This is a genomic window from Humibacter albus DSM 18994, from assembly GCF_000421825.1.
Classification (GTDB): Bacteria; Actinomycetota; Actinomycetes; order Actinomycetales; family Microbacteriaceae; genus Humibacter; species Humibacter albus.
Window position 1 is genome coordinate 18,375 of record NZ_ATXT01000001.1, and the last position, 23,460, is coordinate 41,834.

Consider the following 23,460-nt stretch of genomic DNA (forward strand, 5'->3'; position numbering starts at 1 on the left):
GCGGTTGCGCGGATCGGCTACTTGCCGACCTGCTGGTTGTATCCGTCGACGATGTTCTTCAGAGCCTCCGACGTGCTCTCCTGCCCGTTGATCGCCTTGCCGAGCTCGGTGACACTCGGATCGGTGGTCAGGGACTTGCCGTTGAGGACCCATTTCGTCTGAGCCTGGTTGAAGTAGCCGGAGATCGGTGCGTAGAGCGGGAGCTCATCGTTGTACAGCTTGAAGGCATCCTGCGCCGCCGTGGACTTGAACGGATACTGCGGGTCGAGCCCGCTCTCCACCGGCAGGTAACCGTTCACCTCGGTGAGCTTCTTGTACTGCGCCGGCTTGTACATCCAGCTCAGGAACGCCTTCGCCGCCGTGGACTCGCTGTCGCTGTTGTTGAAGCCGACCACGAGGCCGCCGGAGTTCACGTCGCTGGCCTGCACGGGCTGGGCCGGGGTCGGGACGCTGGCCCAGTCGAACTTCGTGATGCTCTCCGCGAAGGAGGACACCTGCCACACACCCGACCAGTACGCGACGACCTGGCCGCTCTGGAAGAGCGCCGAGGGGTCGGCGCCGCTCGTCCACACCGACTTCGGCATGATGGTGTCGTTGTTCAGGCTGACGAAGTAGTCGACCGCCTTCTGCGTCTTCTTGTCGGTGGAGAACGTTCCGCTCGAGTCGGCGTGCACGTACTTGCCGCCCATCTCGTAGACCATCGCCCGCAGACGCGACGGCGAGGCGTCGAACGTCAGATCGTACTTGGCGCCGGTCGACTCACGAACCTGATCGGCGGCCTTGATGAACTCCTCCCACGTCCAGGTCTTGTCCGGGGAGGTCGGGTACGAGACGCCGGCCTTCTCGAACAGGCTCTTGTTGATGAAGAGGCCGGACGCCGTCACGTCGGACGGGATGGCGAGCACGTCGCCGTCGGACGTCTTGGCGATGAAGTTCTTGTTGATCTTGTTCGACTTCGTATCGACGATCGACGAGAGGTCGATGAGCTTCTTGGTCCAGATCGGGTCGAGCGCCGGAACGCTGGCGATGTCGGGCAGCGCATTCGCCTGCGCGGCGTCCCGAAGCTTCGTGGAATACCCGCTGTACGGGATGTTCACGATCTTGACCTGCACGCCCGTCTTCTGCTTGTACTCCTTGACGAGCTGGTCGTAGCCCGCCTGCTGGGCGGCGCTCGACGACAGCCAGAGCGTGAGCTTCTTGTCCGAGTCGGAGGAGCTGGAACCGGACGAGGAGCATCCGGCGAGCACGATCGCCGCGGCGGAAACGGCGGCGACGGCTGCCAGCGCGCGGCGGAGGCGAGAGGGCCCCGTCGGCGATTTCTTGAGAGTCATCTTTGATTCCTTCGATGTGGCAGAGCGTGTCCTTGTCGCACAAGGCGGACGACCTGCGGGGGTGGGTTGCAGATATTCATATCACTGTGAGCGATAAGTAGCAACGCGAGATCACGCGTATTGGTATCGTCGCCCTTTGTGCATCAGGGAAGATAAGCTCTATCGACCTGATGTAAAACCCTCGACGCGGAAGGCGGACCCAGGCATGAAACCGGCCGACACGCTCGTCATCGAGCGAGCCCAGCGCATCCTCGACGAACGCATCCGTCCGGCGATCAGCGCACGAAAGGTTCCGCTGACGCTTCGGGCGGCCGCGCTGCCGGGCGAGCCGATCGGTGTGGCGGAGGCTCTCGCGCTCGACTACTCGCCGTACACCGTCGGCACGCCGTGGGGGCCGGCTTGGTCGACCGTGTGGTTCCACGCTACCTGTCAGGTGCCCGCCGAATGGACCGGCCTGCGGCTGGAGGCCGTCGTCGATCTCGGCTTCGACAGCACGCTCCCCGGTTTTCAGTGCGAGGGCCTCGCCTACACGCCGCGGGGAGAGCCGATCAAGGCGATCAACCCGCGCAACCAGTGGGTTCCGATGACCCGTGCGGCAACCGGCCGTGACGAGATCGAGTTCTTCATCGAAGCAGCGGCGAACCCGAACCTGCTCGATCATCTGCCGCTCTTTCCGACCTGGCAGGGAGACACGCTCACGGCCACCGACGAAAAGCTGTACACGCTGCGACGCGCCGATCTCACCGTGTTCGACGAGGGATGCCACGAACTCGCACTCGACGTGCAGGTGCTGCTGGAGCTGCAGGGCGAGCTCGGCGAGGGGCCGCGCCGGGCATCCGTGCTGAGAGCGATCGATGCCGCGATGGATGCGATCGACACGCACCGTGTGAGCGAGACGGCGAGTGCCGCCCGGGCTGTGCTCCGGCCGGTGCTGGAACGTCCTGCGTCCGCCAGCGAGCACACGCTGTCGGCGATCGGCCACGCGCACATCGACTCGGCGTGGCTCTGGCCGGTGCGCGAGACGGTGCGCAAGGTGGCCCGCACAGCCTCGTCGATGACGCAACTGCTCGACGATGAGCCCGGGTTCCTCTACGGCATGTCGAGTGCGCAGCAGTACGCATGGCTCAAGGACAACAGGCCCGAGGTCTACGCGCGCGTGGCCGAAGCGGTGCGCGAAGGCCGCTTCGTGCCGCTCGGAGGCATGTGGGTCGAGAGCGACGCCGTGCTGCCCAGCGGCGAGTCGATGGTGCGGCAGTTCGCCCATGGCCAGTCGTTCTTCCGGAGGGAGTTCGGCATCACCTGCAAGGGCGTCTGGCTGCCCGACAGCTTCGGCTATTCCGGCGCTCTTCCCCAGCTCATCCGCCGGGCGGGCTTCGAGTGGTTCCTCAGCCAGAAGCTGTCCTGGAACCAGGTGAACGCCTTTCCGCACCACACGTTCTTCTGGGAGGGCATCGACGGCTCGCGGGTATTCAGCCACTTCCCGCCCATCGACACGTACAACGCCCGGCTCGAAGTCGGCGAGCTGGCGGGGGCCCGCAGGCGTTTCGCGCAGGCGGGGCAGGCATCCGGCTCGATCGCGGCCGTCGGCTGGGGCGACGGCGGAGGCGGCACCACGCGCGAGATGGTCGGGCGAGCGCGGCGCCTGGCTTCGCTCGAGGGCAGTCCACGAGTGGTCTGGGAGAAGCCGGACGACTTCTTCGACCGGGCGCGCGCCGAAGTTCCGGATGCCCCGGTCTGGGTCGGCGAGCTCGTGCTGGAGGCTCATCGCGGCACGCTGACCAGCCAGCACCGCACGAAGCAGGGCAACCGGCGCGGCGAGCAGCTGCTCGTCGAGGCCGAGCTGTGGGCGGCGACGGCGACGGCCCGCACCGGCACCGAGTATCCGTATGACGAGCTGGATGCCCTGTGGAAGACGCTGCTGCTGCACCAGTTCCATGACATCCTTCCCGGCAGCTCGATCGCGTGGGTGCACCGTGAGGCGGTCGCCACCTACGCCGCGCTCGCGCAGGGCGCCGAGCGGATCATCGTTCGCGCGCTGAGCGCCTTGGCGGGTGACGGCGAGACGCCGCTGGTCGCCAACGGGGCCCCGATCCGCCGTGGCGGCGTGGCGGCGTTCGGCATCGCGGAATCGCCGGCGCACGTGCAGGCGGCACCGGTCGTGGAGCACGCCGCCGACGGGGTCGTCATCGACAACGGTGTGATCCGTGTGGCGATCTCGGCAAACGGCCTCGTGACCTCCGCCGTCGACATCGCCACGGGCCGGGATGCCATCGCCGCCGGTCGCCCGGCAGGCCTCCTTCAGTTGCATCAGGACTTTCCGAACACGCGTGACGCGTGGGACCTCGACGAGCATTACCGCCACACCGTCGAGAACCTGACTCAGGCCGAAAGCTGGTCGCTGGCATCCGACGACGACGGGGTTCACGTCACGGTCGAACGACGCTTCTCTCACTCGAGCCTGCGGCAGGTCATCACGATCGCCCCGGGGTCGAACCGCGTGCACTTCGCGCAGCACACCGACTGGCACGAGCACGAGCGGCTGCTCAAGGTGGCGTTCCCGCTAGCACTGCACGCCACGCACACCGCCGCGGAGACGCAGTACGGATACGTCACTCGTGTCACGCACGCCAACACCAGCTGGCAGACGGCCCAGTTCGAGCACTCGATGCACCGGTACGTGCACACTCAGGAGGCCGGCTACGGTGCGGGCCTGATCGGCGACTCCACCTACGGCTACGACGTGCTGCGCAACTCGGACGACGAGCACGGCGTCACCACGACCGTGCGGCTCTCGCTGCTGCGCTCGCCCCGCTATCCGGACCCGATGGCCGATCAGGGCGAGCACACGCACGAGTACGCGCTCGTGGTCGGCTCCGACATCGCCGGCACCACGCGAGCGGCGGTGGACCTGGATGTCCCGCTCCGGTCGTTCAGGGGCGGCGACACGGTCGCTCCCCTGGTGAGCATCGAGGGCGAGGGCGTGCTCGTGTCGGCCGTCAAACTGGCCGATGATCGTTCCGGCGACCTTGTCGTGCGGCTCTACGAGCCGCACGGTCGGCGCGCCTGCGCCAGGATTCAGGTCGCGGGGGGATACGGTCCGGCACGTGCGGTCACACTGCTCGAAGACGACACCGACGCCGCGGTCGGCACGTCGCCGAACGCCGACGGTGCTGTGACGCTCTCACCGTTCGAAGTGCTCACACTGCGTTATCCGGCAGCCGCCGACCGTGCCCCGAGCCCCGCAGGTCAGGACCGGGGATCGTCGAAGGAGGCGCTCTCGTGACCACGACAGAGAACCCGGGCGAGAGGAACGGCGCGATGACGTCGAACGAGACGACGGCGACCACGCGCGCGGCGGCGCGACGACGGTCGGGCGCGGGCAGGCATCCGGAGTCGGCGCCACCACGCACGGCGACGACGCGCGACGTGACGCTGATCAATCGCACGGCCATCCTCGACCTGCTCCGATCGGCGGGTCCGCTCTCCCGCCGCGAGATCAGACATCGCACGGGGCTGAGCTCCGCCACGGTCGAACGACTGTGCCAGGCGCTGCTCGAGGAGGGCGCGCTGGAGAACGGCGGCCTGGACCGCTCATCGACGGGGCGGCCGTCGAACCTGCTCAAGTACGTGGCAGACATCCGCACCGTCGCGGCGATCGACGTCACGGAGAACAACGCGCGCGGGCGCATCCTCGATCTCGGCGGAACGGTTCTCTACGAGACGTACGAGTCCTTCGACTTCACCGCGTCGAATCCGTCGACTGCTCGCCTCGACGGGCTGCTCGCGCTGGTCGACCGCATCGCCTCGGACGAGACGGGCGTGAGCGCACCACTCACCGGCATCGGCATCGCGCTTCCCGGCATCACCAACGACGGCACCGTCGTGAACGCGATCGAGCTGGACTGGCGCAACGTGCCGGTCGCGCGCATCGTCTCGGAGCGCACGGGTCTTCCGGTGCTCGCCGAGAACGACGCGAACGCCACGGCGTATTGCGAACTGCTGCACGGTGCGGCGCGCCATGCTGAGAGCGCCGTCGCGCTCGTGCTCGGCACCGGCATCGGCGCCGGGATCGTGAGCGAGGGACGCATTCACCGCGGCTTCGGATCGGCGGCGGGCGAGGTCGGGTACCTGCTCACCTCCTCCGAGGCGTTCTCACGCTATTTCACCGATCTGGGTGATGTGGAGGGCACCATCTCCGCCCAGGTGCAGCCGTACCTGCGCACGGACGACGGGCATGTCGACCGCCGCATCGGCCCGGCATTCCGCGCGATGATGGCGCTCGTGGAGCAGGGCGACGCCGAGGCCGCGAAGGCACGCGACGAGTTCTTCGACAACATCGCCCTCATCTGCGCCGCGGCGACGGTGGTACTGGCACCGAGCGTGATCGTGCTCGCCGGCGCGTTCGCGCAGTACAGCGAGCTCTCGGCCGAGCAGATCACGCGGCGGCTGGTGGGCCGCATCCCGTCGGTGCCCTCGATCGTGCCCAGCCGGCTCGGCTTCGACGCCGCGATCACCGGCATAGGCGATCTTGCGATCGAGCGCGCCCGCCACACCACGTACCTCGCATGAGCACGTACCGCGCATGAACAGGGACATCGCGTGAACACTCGCGCCGCTGCCGACCGCCTCGTGGGAGTCGACGTCGGCGGAACGAAGACGCATCTGGCCGCGGTGGATGCGCGTGGCGACCGTCGCGACGTCATCCTCCCGTCGTCGCAGTGGCGGCGCGGGCACCTGTTCTCCGACCGGCAGAACCTGCCACGTCTGGCCGAGTGGATCGCCGCCCACGCCTCCGTCGATGCTGCGACGGCAGTCGCGATCGGACTGCGCGACTGCGACACCGACGCAGACCTCGAGCGAGCGCGCCGTGAGCTGGCGCGACGACTCGGCGGGAGCCTCCGCATCGAGAACGACGCAGACCTGCTCGCACCGGCGGCCGGCCACGAGCACGCGATCGCGATGATCGTGGGCACTGGTGCCATCGTGAGCGCGCGCGACGCTCACGGTCGTCGCATCACAGCGGACGGCCACGGCTGGCTGTTCGGCGATTGGGGCAGCGGCCCCGCCCTGGTGCGCGACGCGATCACTCGCGTGCTCATCGCACTGGATGCCTCCCCCTCCGCCGCCGAGGACCCGCTCGTTCCCGAACTCCTGGCCCGCTTCGGTGCCGACAGTGCCGCTGAACTCTCGGCCGCCGCCACGATCGCCGCCGATCCCGCACACTGGGGGTCCGCGGCGGCCGGCGTCTTCACAGCGGCCGCCGCGGGGTCGACGCTGGCCGCCGACACCATTTCGGCGGCCGCAGACCGGCTGGCCGCGAGCGTGGCGGCGGTCTCCCGCCGCGGCGGCCTCGGAGACGTGGTCGTCGCCGCCGGAGGCGTCATCGTGAATCAGCCGGTGCTGTACGAGGCCGTCGCGCGACGGCTTCGCGGCATGCCCCGACCGCTAGAGCTCGAGCTGCTCGGCGTGGCGCCGGTGGAGGGTGCTCTCGCCTTGGCCGAGGAACAGCAGCAGAACGGCAACGCGCGAGAGCAGTCTCCACAACGGCGGTAGTTCCGGTAACGGCGGTAGTCCCGATGGTCGTTCCGCGGCCGGGAGCAGCACCCTGTCAGGCGTCGGGCAGCTCCTGGTGAGTGGCGACCGCGAGCCGGTTCCAGACATTGATCGTGGCCACCGCCATCAGGAGCTGCACGACGGTCTGCTGATCGAACTCGGCCGCCACCGCGTTCCAGACGTCGTCGGGAACCCCGCCGTCACCGATGCGCGTGACGGCCTCGGTGAACGCGAAGGCCGCTCTCTCCTGGTCCGTGAACAGTTCCGGCGCCTCTCGCCAGGCGGAGAGCACGTCGAGGCGCCGCTGGTCTTCGCCGCCCTTTCGGGCATCACGAGTGTGCATGTCGAGGCAATAGGCGCAGCCGTTCAGCTGTGAGGCTCGGATCTTGACGAGCTCGTACAGCCCTGCGTCCAGTCCGCTCTCGCGCACATAGCGTTCCATCGCGAGGACCGCCTGCTGCGCCTTCGGATCAATAGCGTGGATGTCAAGACGCTCAGTCATGATGTCCCTTCTTCTCCAATACGTCCAGTGCCAGGGTCGAGTGCGCGTATGCCCCGCCGGCCCGCATCTCTGCGGCCACCCAGATGGCTTCCATGATCTGCTCGTCGGTCGCGCCTGCGCGGTGCGCGAGCCGCGTGTGACCCTGGATGCAGTACGGGCACTGCGTGGTGTGCGCCACCGCGACCGCGATCAGCTGCTTCGTCTGCTCGGGCAAAGCCCCGTCCGCGAACACCGAGCGGCTGAACGCTTCGAACGCGTCATGGATGCCCGGTGCGAGATCCTTGCGCCGCTGAGCGATCTCCGGCGAGGTGGGGTGATAGAGCGAATCAGCCATACAGCGTCTCCTTTCGACGTCGAGCAGCGCGCGCGTACGGCACGCCGCGCAGGACCGCCTGTCGACTTCGGCGGCCGCATGGCTGTTCCGGATGCCGTCCCGGGAGTCGAAAGCCGTGCGGCATCGCCGCAGACCTTCTCGGTCGTCGAGGATCTGCATGTGCACTCGTCACTGACGCCGCGAGAATCGAGAATGAGCGGTTGCACGGTGCGATCACTGCCGGGCAGAACTGCTGCCCGTGTGCTCAGCGTACCGCGCAGGTCTTGTCCGTACGGCCACGCAACGAGTCTGCGTTCCCTCGTGCCGAGGCCCTCTGCCCGATCGCCAGCGGTGGGCTGAGAAGCCGCCCGATCGTCGTCTATGGTCTGGTGCCCCGCGGTCGCGAGGTCGGACTCGTCGTCCGTGTCAGTCCGATGGCGCTCACCGCGGTCAGCGCGCAGAGTGCCGCTGTCATGGCGATACCGGTGCCGTCATTGCCGGCCGCCGACGATGGGGCGATCGCATCGACGATCGTGACCAGCGCGGCGAGCCCGACCGCACCACCGATTTGCCGCGAGACATTGAGCAGGCCGGAGGCGGTGCCCAGTTCGTCGACGGATACTCCCGTCGTCGCGGCCACGGTGATCGGCACGAGTACGACTCCGAGCCCGGCGCCGAGGATCAGCGTCGGGGGCAAGACCGTGGTGAGGAAGGGTCCTGTGCCGGCAAGGGCGAGCCAGATCAACCCTGCCGCAGCGGTGACTGATCCGTAGACCGGAAGGCCACGGATTCCGGTACGAACGAGCCGGGGCGCAACAAGCGCGCCGGCTCCGAGCAGAACGCTCATCGGCAGCAGCGCGAGCCCGGCCTGCAACGGGTCGTATTCCATGCCGCGCTGGAGGTAAAGGGAGAGGTAGTAGAGGGATGCCGTCAACGCGGCCCCGAAGGCGACAAGACTGATGTTGGCTCGTCGAACCGAGCGGATGCCCAGCAACCCGAGCCGTAGCAGTGGCGCGGAGCTGCGCTGCTCGACGAGCACGAACACGACGAGTGCCACCACGCCTCCGGTGAGAGAGGCGAGCACAGGAATCGAGACCCATCCAAGCCGGGCACCGACGGCGATGCCGTAGACCAGTGCGCCGACGCCGATCGTCACGAGCGCAGCCCCGGCGATGTCGAGCTTCATGTTCGGACGAGGAAGCGTCTTGGAGGGAACGAGGGTCGCCAGTGCCGCGACGACGAGAGCGGCTCCGATCGGAACGTTGACGAACATGACCGATCGCCAGCCCAGCCATTCGGTCAGCACGCCGCCGAGTACCACCCCTGTCGCTGCTCCGGCGGACGTCATGACCGCCCATACGCCCATGCCCCGTGCTCGGGCCTGCGGGGTGAGGTTGACCGCCGTGATCAACGTCAGGCTCGAGGGCGCGATGATCGCCGCGCCGATGCCCTGCAGCAGGCGCGCCCCGATCAGCACGCTGCCGCCCGGGGCAAGGCCCCCGGCCAGGCTTGCCATGGTGAAGACCACGACGCCGATCAGGAACATACGTCGGCGCCCGAACAGATCGCTCGCGCGGGCACCGAAGAGGAGAAGACCGCCGAAGGTCACCAAATAACCGGTGATGACCCATTGCATCATTGCGGTGCCCATGCCGAGATCGACGCGGATGGTGGGCAGGGCGATGTTCACGACGCGCTCGTCGAGGACGATCATGAACTGCGCGAGTGCGGCGGCCGCGGTGATGGCCCAGATCCGCGACGCCGGCTTCAGTAGTGGCGATCGAGGAATGACTGCGGGGGGCGAGGGGCTCTTCATGGCCGGTCTCATGCGACGAGCGGCACGACGACTTCACCCGGGAAGCGCTGATCGTGCGCCTCGTCGAGCATCGCGGCAGCGACCGTTGCTCGCCCGATCGACACAGCCAGGTCCAGTGGTGGTGCCTGGGTCAGCCGGACGGTCCGCCGTACGGGGCCGGCCGCGTCTTCGCTGAGAAGGCCGGCATGGAAGACGGTGCCGCCCGCGGCGAGGATGATGCCGTCTGCCTGAACCTTGTCGGGGAGCCTGTCACCGAGCAGCGCCCCGAGCTTGTCCGCAACCGGACCGGCGGCCCGTGCGGACTCACCTGTTCCGTAGGCGCCGAGCCAGATCAGGCGCGCGGGCGCCGCCGCGACGGCTGCGCGAGCTCCCAGCGTGAGAATTCCGGCATGGTCGGTGCCGAGCGCAGAGACGAGAGTGGTGTCGTGCGAGACCCCGGCCGCGATGCTTGCAGGGTCTTCGACGTCGCCGGCAACCACGCGTACCCCCGGAGCCATGATCCGTTCGGGGCGACGAGCGATAGCGGTCACGCCATCGCCTCGTCGAAGAGCCTCCTCGATGAGGAAGCGGCCGGTACGGCCGGTTGCGCCGAGAATCGTGATGTCCATGCCTTCACGGTACGAACGAGCGGCGCATTACTCCAGTGCATGTTCTGCACCCAATGATTTACGCACGGTAAATTTGTGAAAGCTCTTGTTCGGGCGCTTCCAGCTGCCGTGCGGACTCCAGCACTTGTCGCCGGAGCCACGCGTGAGCGGGGTCGTTGTTGCAGCGCCGGTGCCAGGTGCTGGCCACGGGTGCCGCCGGAATTTCGAGAGGTGCCGGCAGTGGGCGGATGGCGAGCCCGAGCGCCTCGATCAGCGGACGAGAGACCATCGCCGTGGTCAGGACGAGGACGTCGCTTCGGCTGGCCGCGTGCAACGCCATCGTGCTCGTGCCGACCGCGGCGATGATCCGCCGGTGCAGCCCGTGGGCCTCGAGGACATCATCGATCGGAGCCTGCAGCCGTCCACGCCGCGAAATCACCACGTGCGGGAAAGACACGAACTCGTCGAGACTGAGGCGCGCCTCTCCAGGATGTCCGGAACGCATCGCGACGACCAGCCGATCGTGCGCAAGAATCTCGGAACGGAACTCCGGACCGGACAAACTCTGCTGCCCGAGTTGCAGGTCCACGTGGCCTCGGCGCAGGTCGTCGGTATCGACGGAGTCCTCCGCGAGAATGCGCAATCGCACACCAGGCGCCTGCTCGCGCACTCTGTCCAGCAACACCGGGGTCACTGCTGTGGCCAACCCCTCGTGGCAGCGCAGCGTGAAGGTTCGATCAAGATCGGCGAGATTCAGCTCAGGACTGGGTGCGAGCACGGATCGCGCCCCTCGGACCAACTGCGCGACTTCGCCCCGGATCGCGAGCGCGTATGGCGTGGGGACCATGCTGCGCCCGGTGCGCACCAGGATTTCGTCGCCCGTGAGACGTCGGAGACGACCGAGACTTCGCGACACGGCCGGCGAAGAGAGGTGCAACCGATCAGCAGCGCCGCCCACGCTGCCTTCCTCCAGAAGCGCTTCGAAAACCACCAAGAGGTTCAGATCCAGTTGCATACGCCTGAATGTTACACACTCGATTATTGCCGCACGAGCAATCTTCCCGACACTTCTTTACCACCGGGTCCGCCTATCGCACCGCCGCTGCCGCCTCTGCGCGAAAGCAGCCAACGCCTCCTGCACGATCGAGTTCCCTGCCAGCACAGCACCAAAGCGAAAGGCCGCCCCGGAGGGCGGCCTTTCAAGCTCAACAGCTGCGACAACGGCCCGGGCTCAGATCTTCACCGCCTCATTGCACGGTGTTTCTCATCAGAGCCATGGTGGAAGTGCTGGGAACTTACTCGAATCATAGAGGCGCCGGAAACCCGGTACTTTCACTGATCGACGACGCCCGGAGGTGGCAGATACCTTCGGGGAATCGAAACGACAGGCCGCTACAGAACAAGGTGCGACACCTGTCCGCTGACGAGGTCGCTGAGCTTGTGAGCGCCTACCAGGGCGGCAACTCAACATACACGCTCTCCCGTCGCTTCGGGATACGTCGAGCGACCGTCGTCGCCCACCTTGAACGTCACGGGGTCGAGCGGCGGGCTAATCACCGTGTCCAACTGGATGCCGAGACGCGTGAGGCCGTTATCGGCCTTGGGACGTCCAAATGGTCGGTGCACAAAATAGCCGCGCAGCTCGGACTGACGGAACGGATCGTTGCCAGGACACTCGACGATGCCCGCGTGGAGCGCACTCGGCTTCGTCCAGCCAAATGAGTACCGCTACGACATGTCTTCTTGGATGAGCTGGAGCCGATCGTACGCAAACTGATTGACGATACCGAGCACCAGATCGCGCGGCGTCATCGGCGATCTTATCCGGTATTCGATCTCGCTCTCCAAAAGAGGGTCGGGGGTGAGATAAAAGTCGCCGATGATCGTGCGTTGACGTGATCGTAAATCTCCGTCTGGGGAAAGCGATTGTCGCCGTGGACAGGTTGGACATGCCTATGCGATGGCCGCGCGGCAAGCGACTTGGGTGCCGAGGCGAGAGTGACAACCTCCTCGGTGCCGTGTAGGACGAGACGGGAATGTCGACGTGTGTCACGTTGAGCACGGCTGCGAGGCTGGTCAGCTCCTGGAACCGCGTCCCTCCAAGAAGTAGCTTATTGACATGGCGACTCGGCGCGGCGTGAACGTTACGGTCAAATTGCCCTTCATCGACATCGAGGTACAGGACGTTGCGAACCTCTTCGCCCACAAGCATGACAAGCCCGTGGCCGGCCCATTTTTGATCGTCGAGCTCAGAAACGGACTCGCGCTCACCTCAGATGCACGAGACGACGTCGGAAGCCGGCCGGTGCTGTCCTCCATTCATGGCACGTTAAGCCAACAATGGGGCTTCAGGCGAACTAGCAACAATGACGAATTCATCATTCTCTCGCTTGCCAATGGCCTCGCTCTTGACGCAACCGAGGACGATCACGATGGTCGACCGCTGATCGTATGGACAGAACATGGGTGCCGCAGCAACGCTGGACTCTTCATGCGAGCGCGGATGGGCTCGGCTGGCAGCTCCAGACAGTTCATGGATCGCATCGCAACATTGACGTCGGTTGGCGGCCAACCAATGCGGATGAAGTTTGGCTTTGGGAAGCACATGGACGTACGCACCAAACGTTCCTTGTACTTCCTGTCGGAAGACTTACGGCGCCACTGTAGATGCCAGTCATCTAATGAGGTGAGCCTCTGACCGCGAGCCGTAGGGCTGGTTTGCGGGGCCTGATCGACGCATGCTGTGGTGATGAGTCCGTGTGCACCTATTGTGGGCGCGTATTCGACCAGGAATGCCTCCTGATTACCCGCATAGTTGATCCGGCCGCATTCACCTATCAGTACTGGGAAAGTCCAATCTAAATGCGGACGATCGCGCCCGGATGCCCTCCAGGTGCGATCGTCCGCATCCCGCCGTCGTTCCCCCACTACAAGTCAGGGAGGTCGTCGAGGTTGTTCCTTGTCGTGTTGTCCCGATCCGTGCGCAGGTACTTGCCGGTCGGTCCGTTCACGACTCGAATCTCGGTCCGCTTCTCGGGCCACTGCACGTGGTAGGTGTTGATGCCTAGTTCGATGTCGCTTATCGCCCCCGCCTTCAGCCGAGGTGACCAGAACTGGCCGGGGTTCCCGATACCCGTGATGTCGCCATCACGATTCTTACTGGTGTGAGTTACTTGACGATCTGCCATGATGTTCTCATTTCTCTCGATGCTTCGTGATCAAGCAAGTCGGCGCCAAAAGGCGCCGACTCCGCTTCGGTCACTTCTCGTTGCGAACGCCCTTGTGCTGGTTCGGGCTGCCGTTCACGATCCGGCCGGTCGAGGTGTCGCGCTTGAACCAGGTCTTTCCCACCTGGAACTCGCTCCGTCCCTTGACCGCTCCTACGCGGTGACCGCGTCCCGTGTTCTTCGCCACTTTGGCTCCATCTCCGAAGCCGACCGTCGGCCCCTCATCAAGTAGTCGGAGCAAGAGGCGGTTGAGTTAGCGGCAGTTTTCGCAGAGCCCATCTACGAGCAGATGACGCTGGAAGATCATGAAGCATCCGTCGCAAGTCGCCTCTGTCTTTGCTCCGTGATCACAGCGGCACTGTTTGCAGACTGGGCAGAAGCCTTGGCCGCACCTATCACAGGGATAGCCACGGAATGTGCGGTCCTGACCACAACAGTGGATGTGCAGCAGGGGGCGAACGTCGAAGTCGCGTGGCTGGAGAACGTAGTTCGGCTCGACCTTCCAGACGTCGTCACCGGCCAGGATGGCGATGATCCGCCTATCATCCGTGATGGCATCTGCGTAGAAGTCGGCTGTGCGATCCCATGAGTCGCGCCAGGTCACGCGCCTCGTGAGGTTTCCGCCAGATGGCATCGTACGTAGGCCATGCCCCTCCGGCACCAATTGCCCGCGCCAGGGGTATACCTTGGGCCAGCCATCTTCCGGGTCCGGATGGATGCTGACATGGTGGACCTCGCCATCGTAACGGTTGATTAGGACGACAGCGCCAAGGCCGCGAATACGTTGAGCGATGGCGATCGCACACGCCTGATAGCTCGCCTGGCTGCCGTCGTAGAGATCTTGAACATGATGAGCTCGAATCAGACTCGATCCGACGACTTCAGAAGTGAGATCCTCGGGCAAGAGGAGTCGCTGGGCAATCTGATCGCATACGGTCTCGAGCAAAGCCGGCGGGTCCGCCTCATCGGCGATCCAATCGAAGAGTCCGGTGTCCTGCTCGACGAGCCAATGTCCGAGTTCGTGAGCCAACGTGAAATTCTGCCGGCGACTGTTATGCGTTGGCGCGTATAGGATCACGCCATCCTCGAGGAACGACATTCCGTCGCAGAATCCCCCATCGTCCCGACGCTCCGACAACGAACCAACGGCACGAACCTTTAGACCAAGCCTGGCCGTAAGCGCCTGCTGAGGGTCCAGAACAAACTCTTCGCGCGTCGCCTCATCAAGAATCTTGATAGCACGATCTGCCCACGGGCCAAGTCTCATTCGTTGTCCGTGCTTTCAACCGCGCTCACCATCGCTTCGAGCGTCTCGATGAGAACATCCGCTTCCGGGGGGCTACCACGGTGCACCGCAACGACCATACGAGACTCAAGCGCCGAACTTGCCAAGGCAACCGTTGTGCCCTGAATACTCGCCCACCGCTCCGCCAGGCTCTTGAACGCAGCCGAAGCCACTACGTTTGCTAGCCGTGCACGCTCGGGATCCTCTCCCGCACGCCGGCGAAGCCGATCTGCGTCTACGTGCGTCTCCTCTGCCAGCGCCTTGATAAGCGCCGGCATCTGTGGAGCATTCCGGCCGGTCTCCCAGGCGAAGACGTCCTTGCTCGTGACCTTCCAGCCGCGAACTGTGAGCTTCGCCGCCAGTCCGCTCACCGTGAGGCCTGATTGCTTACGTGCAGTGGCGAGCGCCTTGCCATCAAGCTCTGTCTCGGGATCGGGCACGAGCCCCAACATCGCCGCGACGGGATCCTCCTCGAGAGGAGGAGCACTCTGCTGACTTGCCCACGCCAGATCGGCCGTCTCTACCAGCTTGCGAATCTCGGGGTGGGCAGTGAGCAACTCCGCGCCCGACGCCAAGGCTGGTCGCCCCGCTCGGGCATCAAGGATCTCCGCAATCTCGTCGTCCCGGCTTTCTGAAACCATCTGTACCCCCTTCCTCCACAGCGACACTGATCTTGAACAAGACCTTCGTACTAATCTGACTGACCCTGGCCGGCGTCACGCCCAAATCCGCAGCCACGTCCACCCTGGGACGGTCCGCGACGATGTACTGCGCAAGAACAAAGCTCTCTTGATTGTCCAGGTGTGCGCGGGCGATGGCTGATCGTGCACGAGCGATCTTCTCGAGCCGTTCCAGAACATCGTCCTCGCCTGTAGGCAGCGCCACCGGCGCATACTCCTCGGAATACCCCACACCACGCGTCATCGCGGCCGAGCGGATCATGTCGAGCGCCCGGCGCTTGGCCGTCGCTACAAGGAGCGCTTCCCAGCTCTTCGGGGCTTCCTTCGGTGGTGCCTTCATGAGTGAATGCATGGCATCCTGCACCGCGTCTTCTGCAAGGTCGACGCGACCGCTGCCACGTAGCACTTCGTAGGCGACCCCGTACATCGCATTGCGATGCTTCTGATACAGAGCCGCCCAATCTATCGAGGCGTCAGCCATGAGTACGCTCCAGCGAATGTGTGCACATCCCGCCGCCTTCCTGCCACCCTCGATGTTCGGTGGTTACAAGGTAGTCGGACGCGGGCGCAGTTGAATTAGCGGCACACTTCAGGAACGAAGACGGAACCAACTCTCACGCACGAGATGCTCTCAGCGCTATACGCTGCGCCGGGAGCAACAACGACGGGATCTACTCAAACCGTTCAATGGTCGAGAGTCTCACCTACTGTTCGTCAGGTGATGATTCTCCGATACTTATTGCCTCTTGGGGTGCCCCACTGGCCATGAGAAAGCCGGCGCCTCCATCGCTCTCCTGCAAGAATCCAACGATCTCACCGCCATCGTCGGATGCGTCATTGTCTCCGATGATGCTGTCCTCGAAGTCCGGTCGCCCCACGTTCATCCTCCAAGTAGTTGAGCGGCAAAGACGGTCGCCAGAGAAGCTGTAGACAAGACGAGGGCGCCAAAGCCGCACCAGACCCAAGTGGCCCGCGTGACCAAGTCGGCTTCGCGTGACGTTATTGCCCGTGACTTACCTTGCACGATCTCTGTCTCAATGGCCAATGCGGTCTTGTTCGTATCAAGATATCGATCCGTGAGCCGCTGTGCCACAAGCCCGAGGCGGCGCGCGGGACGAAGCGCGACCGCGGCGCACAGAACGGCAACGCCGGCAAACACGAGCGCCGCGATCCCAAACCAAGCCTGGGTGGACCAGATCTGCGATGTCGACGCCGCGACAAGAACCCCAGCTGACACAGCCAGGAACGAGGCCTTGCTGGTTACGCTAACGGAGCGCTCTCCAACGTCTGTAGTCAGCCGGTCGAGCTCCTCATTCAATAGCCGGACGCGAGCGTGCCGCGCTCGTAGTGCGCGGTCTTGCTGCGACTCTTTGGACACAGTGCAAAGACTACCTGCGAGAAGTAGGAGGCCTCCGGTGCGGGGTCTCGACGCGCGGACCGTGCTGCTACTTCTCTGATATCAATGTCCTATGTTCGGCGAAGGTGGGATATACGAGGGCAAGGCGGATCGCGTCCGCCGTGTAGGAGCTGCAATCAATCCCGTCGCACACGGGCAGAGCACCGACAAGACAGTGAAGCGTCGCTTGGTGCACATTGATGTGTCTTCAGAGCAGGTGCCGCTGCCGGCAATTGCACGCACGACTCTGCTTGCGCTCGGATGCTCTGACGCCGGACGATTCGAAAAAGTTGCCTGGCGCGTCCCATTCGATTTCGAAGGCATCCCGTGTGCGCTCGAAGACCAGAAGCTCGGAGTCAACCTCTACCTTTGGGTGCCCGATGAATGGGACGACCCAGCAGCGACCTCTCTTGGCGATCGAGTGATGGCGACTCTCCAGCGTGCGATCCGGGTAGCCGAAACCGACATCTTCTACCCCGCCATCAAGTCCGAGGTGAAGCGCGGACGCCTCATCCTGAAGAACAACGTCGCAGATCTGCAGCGCGCGTATCTCTACTTCCGGATGCTTGCTGAGGAAAAGGGATCAAGCACTCCGCAAAATGCATCGCCTGGCGACGACGAGTTCATGTCTCGATGGATCGATGGGGTGAATCGTGAATTGCGGCGCGTTCAAGAGCGCCGCTACCTGTCTGACTCCATGATCGTCGCCTTCTTCGCGTATCTGGAGCGATACCTTGCACTTGCGCTGCCCTTTTCGGGCGCTGACCCCGCCTCGCTGGATCTGATCCGGTTTCTTGCCGCACCGTGGGGTGAAAAGTTCAAGACCGTGCTGGATGTAGTACATGCACGCGAGCCGAAGCTGCTTTACGATCGGCTCCTCAGGATCGCAGAGACGTTCCGAAATCCGCGAGCCCATGGGCACGACAAAATGGGTTCGACCAGTGCGGTGTATTTGGAGGGAGTTGGCGCGGTTCCGCTAATGCTCACAGGCATTGAGGAGACGCCCGCGTTCAAGCTTGACCCATTCGGCGAACAAGGACTTGACGACATCAAGTCGGTCTTCGACGACGTCGAGGTGCTCATGATGGGGCCAGCGCTCGGCAACGCGGCGAGGTGGATCACCGGTGGGTTCGATGTCAGTTTGTATGCCGAAGACATCGAGTCATACCGCTTGCCGCCAGCCGAGTTCGAAGCATTTTGTTCTCGTAGCGCAGACGAATGGGAGCGTCAGCAAAACATGGACTGGTGACCCCGGAATCATAGCCTTGGTTCGCCTACGGAACATCAGCCATCTGCACCCACCACTACAGTCGACACATGGGACTATCCGGCCTGTTCGCCTACTCAGCGGCCAACGACGAGGACATCCCAACAGTTCTCGCGCTTGCTTGGGCAGAGGCGGTTCTCAATCAAGCGGACGCCCTTGACACCGCGGAGAAGCAGCACAACGCAAATCTATCCATGCTCGAGAGGATGGATTACGACTATCCACCGGATGAGGGCGCCTCTTTCCGGTGCCTATGGGTAACGAACCACACCTTCGTCTGGATGGTTATGCAACTTGCGATTTGGGTTGAAAAAGCAATCGCAGATGATGCAGTCGCGCCGCCCTTCTCCGCCAACCTACGGAATTGGCGAAATGCACTTGAGCATCTCAATGAAGCACTAATCATGGACTCGGAAGCGATCCCTGACCCAACCCGGGGATCGAGACAATCCATATCGGAGATCGGCAGCATTAGGTTCGGATCTGTAGGCGGTGCTCACCTTGCAAGTTTCGCGACAACCGATCAGGTACGCGAATGGGTCCGATTGCTGTTGTAGGGTTCCCGATCTAGATTGTGCCGGACGCCAGGTGATCGTGTTTCCGGCCGACAGCCGTCTCGCCAAGCCACACCGTCGAGCCTAAGACGCCATGAGGACGTGCCGTCGCCGAACCCTGAGGAGAGAGTGGGGCGAAGCGGTTATCAAGGCTCATGACACCGGCGTAGGAACCCGCTCTAGCGGCTCAGCCTGTCGCATGCCAATGAGATGATCCCTAGTGACTGAACAGGCTCCGCGAAAACCGGACGACGTTGACGGCTCACGCGGACGAAGATGCCCAGCAGAGCCGGCCACACACTACGATGAGGACGATACCTGGGAGGATCGACCGTGCCGACTGTACTCGAACGTGAGGCGTCGCGACTCTTCTCAACAGCGGTGTTCCGTCCACTCGCAAGCGGGAAGTCGTCGACGCGAGCCGATGCAACTGCGTACCGCCTTCGCGTAGAACTCAACCTGGACAGCGACGCGACAAACCACGATGTCGTTGACGTTGCCTACCAGTTGATGCGGCAGGGCTATCGCAGCGAGTACTTCTATCGCAATTTGATCGCCAGCAAAGTCTTCGTTGGACAGCACCGCGCCGCAAACTCGGCGCTCCTGAACGAGTTCCGGGTCGGCGACTCGATCGCCGACTGCGTCCTCGTAAATGGCAGAGGAGCCGTGTACGAAATCAAGACGGAGTTCGACTCGCCAGAGAAGTTGAATACCCAACTTGATAACTACTATCGCGCATTTCCGTACGTCAACGTAGTCGCCCACATCGGCGATGTCGAGAAATATCAACGAATACTCGACGATACCCCGACTGGCTTGATTGCAGTCGGACCGCGGGATCGCCTTTCAACGGTGAAGCCCGCGACGCCGCAATTGGACTCCTTTGACCTCAGAACCATGTTCAACATGCTGCGAATGAACGAGGTAACGGCGGTGCTGGAACAATGGTTCGGGAACGTCCCAGACGCTCCTAACGGACTCCGCTACGAACGGTTCCTCTCGCTGGCCGAGCAGATACCCGCTACTGAATTTCAGAAGTTGATGCAGCAGGCACTGAAAGCCCGGCAGCTACGAAACAGTCGTCGGATGATGCTTAGTTCCACCATGTTGCCGTTGCGAGCGCTCGTCGTGCAGCTCGACCCCGATGCGCGCCAACAAGAGAACCTGATGCGTTGGCTCAAGTCGAAGGGATCCTGAATTGTACTTCCCGTACTTACGCGGAAAGCAATATGAGCTGCTTGCGCTAAAAGAACTCAGCGTCCTGCTGGGAAAACAGCAGAAAGTCATCCCGATCATCGAGCCGGTTCGCTCTCCCAACGGATCCGGTCTCGACCGCTGTTTGACCGCGATGCACGATGCCTCGATCGGATTTGTACTGGTGCTGAATCCGAGCGTAGGTGAACTTCGCAACCCCCATGTAGCGCCCGAACTTGCGCAGTATCTCTCGGAACAGAACCGGTCAACGAACTGGAACCTGGGACTTCTTATAGATGAGCGCACTAACGTTGCAGACTTAATCGCGAACTACCGGGAGCAGATTGCTGGACAGGGGCGCCTAACGTTAATCCATAAAGGGATCGCTGAGGGGCTCGGCGAGCTACCGTCCCTCACCAGCGATCTGCGTCGTGAGTTCGATGTTATCGATGACCGCTGGAGAAGAAGGTACTTCCGTGATCTCTTGGCAAGTTCACAAGGCATAACACTCCGCGACGGCTTCCCTGGAGAAGAGCGGAACGCTGCCTACCTCGGTAAGGAAGAGTCAGTGTTCACCGACGACCACCTTTTTTACGTCGAGGAGAGTTGGTTTGGCTTCTCCGACTACTTGACGATCGGTGAACCCTATGCCGACGGCGGCTTCACGCCACGCGCCGTGGCGATTCACTGGACATATGAGCCTCACCCTGGTGCTCCTATCCTGATCCGACACTTCACATCGGAGAGTAACGGCGACACCGCGAACGTCGGCGGCAAGTTCCTTGAAGCAGCTCGAAAGCTCGTCGCCTTCCTCGATCTCCATGACATTCACACGGAAGCATCGGAGGTCTTCCGATCCCATGTGGCAAACAGCACGTACCCCGGGCTCGGAATCGTGAAGAAGCTATCTATCCAGAACCACCTTGAGTTGATGTCTGGAATCCTGAGCAGACCGTGAGAGCTTGCGCGAAGTGCTTCTCTGCAAGCACATGGGTGTTGAATGCGAGTCCGCCACAGTCTTCACCAGGAAACTGCGACTTTGGACACGGCTACGATCCACACACCTGGCCTACCACGGCATGGATCGACAGCTTCATCCGACTCTTCGAGATTTATGAGTTAGAGGATCGCGTCGGATACGGTCTGGAACTACACCTCCAAATCCAACAGGACTGGCGGATCTTCAGCTTCGATGAGCCCCGAAAGCTCCGACAGTTTCTCGTCTCCGCCATTCAAGACGAGCATCCGCTGGCCGACTACGGTACGAAAGTTCGGCTGAAGACTACAGGCGAATACGGCGGAACAGACCCGCTACTCTCCTGGGCACAGTTCTCTGACGAGATACGGACGCGCAATCGATACTTCCCGCAAACCGTCCCTGACCGAAAGATCCTTGAGCGCGTGCTGCTCGAAAGTGTCGAACACATTCAGAAGGACATAGCGCTGTACCGAGCCAGGGTTTTCGAGGAGACAGCGCCGTCTGCGATCGAAATGGGCGCGCCACCAGCGATCAAGGCGGCGGCGGGACGTGCCAACCCCGTCGGCATTCCTTATTTGTACCTGTCGTTCGCCTTAGAAACCTGCATCTATGAGACGCGCGTCGCCAACCACACTCAAGTAGCTATCGGAACCTTCCACGCCACGCGTGACCTCTCGGTCCTTAACCTCGCCGATGTTGAGGCCCCCGACTTCTTCGATATCGAGGAAGTTGACTCGGTGGCTGAACAGATCCGCAGAGTCTCATTCCACCGATATCTCTCAGCTCTGGGTCATGAACTCAAAAAGCCAGTACGAGTGTCCGATCAGCCAACCGACTACATCCCCACGCAATACCTGTGCGAACTTGCGAAATCGCTCGGACTCGATGGAGTGCTCTACTCCAGTTCACTCCATGCTGATGGACGCAACGTGGTTCTCTTCGACGTGGACGCAGCAGCTTGCGACCACGAGATCAAGGTGATCGAGATTACGTCCTTGAGCGCCGACTGGCGGTTCGTGGGCCGGTAAACACCGGCTTCATCCGGACGCGAGAACGCCCTCAACACATCGCACGGTAGTCGGCACACCGCATGTCACCTGGCGCATCACGATAAAGCAACCTGACGGTTGATGGATGACACATATCCCTCAGGACAAGCAGATTCCGTCTCCGTTACGCGCGGTCTCGTACGTTCGTGTCTCCACCGACCAGCAGGCTGCGGGGGGAGCCGACGGCGATGGATTCTCAATTCCTGCGCAGCGCGAGGCGAACAAGCGACGCGCGCACGAGCTCGGGGCGCTGGTCATCGTCGAGTTCGTCGAGCGCGGCCGATCCGGACGTTCGCTCGCACGTCTCGAGTTGCAGCGAATGCTCGACTATGTGCAGGCTCATGCGGTTGATCTCGTCATCGTCCACAAGATCGACCGACTTGCGCGAAACCGTGCCGACGATGCGAGTCTCACGAACACGATCCACAGCAGCGGTGCTCGCCTCGTCTCCAGCACCGAGGCAATCGACGTCACGCCGAGTGGCCGGTTGCTGCATGGGATCATGGCTTCCATCGCGGAGTTCTACTCACAGAACCTCGCGACCGAAGTCAAGAAGGGGATGCGTCAGAAGGTGATCCAAGGAGGAAGCGTGGGCCGCGCGCCGCTCGGCTACCTCAACACGCGCACGCGCAACGCCGACGGCACAGAGCAGCGGATCGTGACCGTGGACCCCGAACGCGCCCCGCACATCGCTTGGGCGTTCCACGCCTACGCGACCGGGAACTGGAGCGTGATGCAGTTGGTGGAGGCGTTAAACAGCCGCGGCTTGAGCACGCGGTCGACACCCAGCACACCGGCCACGCCGGTAACCCTGCGGACGGTACATTATCTGCTGAAGAACCCGTATTACACGGGCGTCGTCGCTCTTAACGGCGTCGAATATCCCGGCAGCCATGAACCGCTGGTCGACCCGGTCACCTGGGCGACCCGTCCAAGACATACTCACGGCACGACGCAACGGGCAGCGCTCACGCATTCACAATCACTACCTCAAGAGCACCGTCTACTGCATCGAGTGCGGCCGGCGCCTGATCATCCAGAACACACGCTCGAAGAGTGGACGTGTCTACCAGTACTTCATCTGCTCTCGTCGGCAAGGCGACGATTGTCTACAGCGCAAAGCCCTCCCCGTTGCCGATGTGGAGAAGCGCGTCGAAGACGCCTATCGGACGATCACGCTCACCGAGCAACAGCGCCAAGGCATCGAAGACATCGCCCTCGCAAAGCTCCGACGACAGCACGCTCTCCACGCGCAACGACGCGAGGAGCTGGAGAACGAGACCCGCAAGATCGACTCCCGTCGGGAGAAGCTCCTCGAGCTCTACTACGAGGACGTGCTCCCCCGCGAGTCCCTCCTCAAGCACCAGCGAAAGCTCAACTCCGAGACGACGCGCATCCAGCAAGAACTCGCTGCTGTCCAAATCGATGACAACGCACTCGAGCAGAAGCTGCGCATTGCGCTGGATCTGCTCCAGCACAGCGTCGACCACTATCTCCAAGCTGATGAAGCCACGCGGGAGCAGCTCAACCGCGCGCTCTTCAAGCGCATCCTCCTCGGCCCGCAACCTGACCAGATCTGGATAGAACTCAACGACGTCTACGACGAACTCATCAACGCTCCGACGCCCCACACAAAGCCGAAAACTGGATGAGGGACCACTCTCACGGGCAGTCCCTCATCCACTCAACAGTCACGCGACAACGGCCAGATGCGCTTTTGATAAGAG

21 protein-coding genes and 1 pseudogene are annotated in these 23,460 nt (G+C 63.2%); 11 read left to right on the top strand and 11 right to left on the bottom strand.

Translation table 11 applies throughout. The features are described from left to right. Positions 1 to 17: 17 nt before the first annotated feature. On the bottom strand, positions 18 to 1,331 hold the full coding sequence (locus H623_RS0100100) for an ABC transporter substrate-binding protein (RefSeq protein ID WP_022898918.1): 1,314 nt from the start codon (positions 1,329 to 1,331) through the stop codon (positions 18 to 20). 205 nt (positions 1,332 to 1,536) lie between these two features. Here H623_RS0100100 and H623_RS16905 point away from each other — a divergent pair, with 205 nt between their 5' ends. Genes H623_RS16905 through H623_RS16915 form a run of 3 tightly spaced genes read left to right on the top strand, consistent with a single transcriptional unit; the run spans position 1,537 to position 6,884 of the window. Further along, positions 1,537 to 4,614: an alpha-mannosidase gene (locus H623_RS16905; RefSeq protein WP_022898919.1), complete on the top strand. Its 3,078-nt coding sequence runs from the start codon at positions 1,537 to 1,539 to the stop codon at positions 4,612 to 4,614. After that, positions 4,611 to 5,900 carry an ROK family transcriptional regulator gene (locus tag H623_RS16910; RefSeq protein ID WP_022898920.1) on the top strand — a complete coding sequence of 430 codons (1,290 nt, stop codon included), beginning with the start codon at positions 4,611 to 4,613 and terminating at the stop codon, positions 5,898 to 5,900. Before H623_RS16905 ends, H623_RS16910 begins: the two co-directional genes overlap by 4 nt. A gap of 30 nt (positions 5,901 to 5,930) precedes the next feature. Then, positions 5,931 to 6,884, top strand: a complete 954-nt coding sequence (locus H623_RS16915) for a BadF/BadG/BcrA/BcrD ATPase family protein (protein WP_022898921.1) — start codon at positions 5,931 to 5,933, stop codon at positions 6,882 to 6,884. Positions 6,885 to 6,939: 55 nt separating this feature from the next. On the opposite strand, the gene H623_RS0100120 is transcribed toward H623_RS16915, so the two are convergent. The 5 genes from H623_RS0100120 to H623_RS0100140 form a co-directional block, all read right to left on the bottom strand. Beyond that, on the bottom strand, positions 6,940 to 7,386 hold the full coding sequence (locus H623_RS0100120) for a carboxymuconolactone decarboxylase family protein (protein ID WP_022898922.1): 447 nt from the start codon (positions 7,384 to 7,386) through the stop codon (positions 6,940 to 6,942). Further along, positions 7,379 to 7,879 carry a carboxymuconolactone decarboxylase family protein gene (locus H623_RS0100125; protein WP_211217950.1) on the bottom strand — a complete coding sequence of 167 codons (501 nt, stop codon included), beginning with the start codon at positions 7,877 to 7,879 and terminating at the stop codon, positions 7,379 to 7,381. The genes H623_RS0100120 and H623_RS0100125 overlap by 8 nt, the downstream gene beginning before the upstream one ends. A gap of 199 nt (positions 7,880 to 8,078) precedes the next feature. Beyond that, entirely contained in the window at positions 8,079 to 9,515 is a 1,437-nt protein-coding gene (locus H623_RS0100130; RefSeq protein ID WP_022898924.1) for an MFS transporter, read from the bottom strand. 8 nt (positions 9,516 to 9,523) lie between these two features. Continuing rightward, complete coding sequence (locus H623_RS0100135; protein WP_022898925.1) at positions 9,524 to 10,123, bottom strand: NAD(P)-dependent oxidoreductase; 600 nt, start codon at positions 10,121 to 10,123, stop codon at positions 9,524 to 9,526. 58 nt (positions 10,124 to 10,181) lie between these two features. Next, on the bottom strand, positions 10,182 to 11,117 hold the full coding sequence (locus H623_RS0100140; protein ID WP_022898926.1) for a LysR family transcriptional regulator: 936 nt from the start codon (positions 11,115 to 11,117) through the stop codon (positions 10,182 to 10,184). Between the two features lie 1,104 nt (positions 11,118 to 12,221). On the opposite strand from H623_RS0100140, the gene H623_RS0100150 reads away from it, so the two are divergent. Continuing rightward, a complete protein-coding gene (locus tag H623_RS0100150) occupies positions 12,222 to 12,800 on the top strand; it encodes an RICIN domain-containing protein (RefSeq protein ID WP_022898927.1) in 579 nt (192 codons plus the stop codon). A 229-nt stretch (positions 12,801 to 13,029) separates the two neighbouring features. Here the strand turns inward: H623_RS0100150 and H623_RS0100155 are convergent, their stop codons facing one another. The 5 genes from H623_RS0100155 to H623_RS16920 all read right to left on the bottom strand — a co-directional run bounded on the left by H623_RS0100155 (position 13,030) and on the right by H623_RS16920 (position 15,775). After that, on the bottom strand, positions 13,030 to 13,290 hold the full coding sequence (locus tag H623_RS0100155; protein ID WP_022898928.1) for a DUF3892 domain-containing protein: 261 nt from the start codon (positions 13,288 to 13,290) through the stop codon (positions 13,030 to 13,032). Between the two features lie 70 nt (positions 13,291 to 13,360). After that, positions 13,361 to 13,516 carry a hypothetical protein gene (locus H623_RS21870; RefSeq protein WP_022898929.1) on the bottom strand — a complete coding sequence of 52 codons (156 nt, stop codon included), beginning with the start codon at positions 13,514 to 13,516 and terminating at the stop codon, positions 13,361 to 13,363. Between the two features lie 66 nt (positions 13,517 to 13,582). Next, complete coding sequence (locus H623_RS0100165) at positions 13,583 to 14,596, bottom strand: ImmA/IrrE family metallo-endopeptidase (RefSeq protein ID WP_033370943.1); 1,014 nt, start codon at positions 14,594 to 14,596, stop codon at positions 13,583 to 13,585. Beyond that, positions 14,593 to 15,255, bottom strand: coding sequence for a hypothetical protein (locus H623_RS0100170; RefSeq protein WP_157560837.1), 663 nt, complete (start codon positions 15,253 to 15,255; stop codon positions 14,593 to 14,595). Before H623_RS0100170 ends, H623_RS0100165 begins: the two co-directional genes overlap by 4 nt. Then, positions 15,212 to 15,775: a sigma-70 family RNA polymerase sigma factor gene (locus H623_RS16920; protein WP_022898932.1), complete on the bottom strand. Its 564-nt coding sequence runs from the start codon at positions 15,773 to 15,775 to the stop codon at positions 15,212 to 15,214. The genes H623_RS0100170 and H623_RS16920 overlap by 44 nt, the downstream gene beginning before the upstream one ends. Positions 15,776 to 16,763: 988 nt before the next feature. Here H623_RS16920 and H623_RS0100180 point away from each other — a divergent pair. The 7 genes and pseudogenes from H623_RS0100180 (at position 16,764) to H623_RS20765 (ending at position 23,385) form a co-directional block, all read left to right on the top strand. After that, on the top strand, positions 16,764 to 17,939 hold the full coding sequence (locus H623_RS0100180; RefSeq protein WP_157560838.1) for a hypothetical protein: 1,176 nt from the start codon (positions 16,764 to 16,766) through the stop codon (positions 17,937 to 17,939). Between the two features lie 68 nt (positions 17,940 to 18,007). After that, positions 18,008 to 18,514 (top strand): hypothetical protein, encoded by a 507-nt coding sequence (locus H623_RS21585; protein ID WP_157560839.1) that lies wholly within the window; start codon positions 18,008 to 18,010, stop codon positions 18,512 to 18,514. Positions 18,515 to 18,844: 330 nt separating this feature from the next. Further along, positions 18,845 to 19,708: a sce7726 family protein gene (locus tag H623_RS0100185; protein WP_157560840.1), complete on the top strand. Its 864-nt coding sequence runs from the start codon at positions 18,845 to 18,847 to the stop codon at positions 19,706 to 19,708. A 1-nt stretch (position 19,709) separates the two neighbouring features. After that, positions 19,710 to 20,663 carry a sce7725 family protein gene (locus H623_RS16925; RefSeq protein WP_033370947.1) on the top strand — a complete coding sequence of 318 codons (954 nt, stop codon included), beginning with the start codon at positions 19,710 to 19,712 and terminating at the stop codon, positions 20,661 to 20,663. Between the two features lie 35 nt (positions 20,664 to 20,698). Further along, complete coding sequence (locus tag H623_RS0100195) at positions 20,699 to 21,712, top strand: RES family NAD+ phosphorylase (RefSeq protein ID WP_022898937.1); 1,014 nt, start codon at positions 20,699 to 20,701, stop codon at positions 21,710 to 21,712. 106 nt (positions 21,713 to 21,818) lie between these two features. After that, positions 21,819 to 22,595: pseudogene (locus H623_RS22345) on the top strand (recombinase family protein); the annotation flags it as partial. A gap of 31 nt (positions 22,596 to 22,626) precedes the next feature. Continuing rightward, entirely contained in the window at positions 22,627 to 23,385 is a 759-nt protein-coding gene (locus tag H623_RS20765) for a recombinase zinc ribbon domain-containing protein (protein ID WP_051143017.1), read from the top strand. The last annotated feature ends 75 nt before the right edge of the window (positions 23,386 to 23,460 follow it).